This window comes from Pseudomonas imperatae (genome assembly GCF_057128625.1).
This window is the reverse complement of sequence record NZ_JBSKHP010000093.1, coordinates 1-521: the sequence shown is the minus strand read 5'-3', so window position 1 is coordinate 521 and position 521 is coordinate 1. Positions and strand designations below refer to the sequence as shown.

Sequence of the window (521 nt, the reverse complement as noted above, 5' to 3'; positions counted from 1 at the left end):
AAGCCTCGGACCCGCACGGCGAGACCGATGCCGATGAGATGGAATCGGACGATGGCTGACCTGAGCGACGATGATCCGCGCCACGGAACCGCTAACGGGTACGGCAACCATGGCTGCCGGTGTGCTCCCTGCAAAGAGGCCAACCGCGTCACTCATGCTCGATATCTCCGCAAGGTGCTAACCGAAGGCAGTCTCACAGGTAAGAACGTGGTTCACGGAACCTCCTATCGCTACGACGTTGGATGCCGATGCGATCCGTGCCGTGAGGCACACAACGCCAAGTCGCGAGCAACGAAGCAACGTATTCGCGCCCGCAGGGAAGCGGCCGAGTAGCGTTAGCGGTCCTTCAGGGGGCGAAAATCGTAATCTTCATCCATCCCACTGGACAGCCAGATCTCCTCATCACCAGCAAAGCCGGCGGGGTCATCGTCCTCATCGCTCGACTCTCCCCACGAGGACGATGCGTCCAGGTGATCCTCACCGATCGTGCAGCGGCACCGGAACGATTTCTGGTCGACCAC

The 521-nt window shown here is 60.7% G+C and carries 1 protein-coding gene; it reads right to left on the bottom strand.

From position 1 onward, the window contains the following. Positions 1 to 335: 335 nt before the first annotated feature. The coding region (locus ACWKWX_RS32770; RefSeq protein ID WP_483829952.1) for a hypothetical protein at positions 336 to 521 on the bottom strand (186 nt) is incomplete at its 5' end.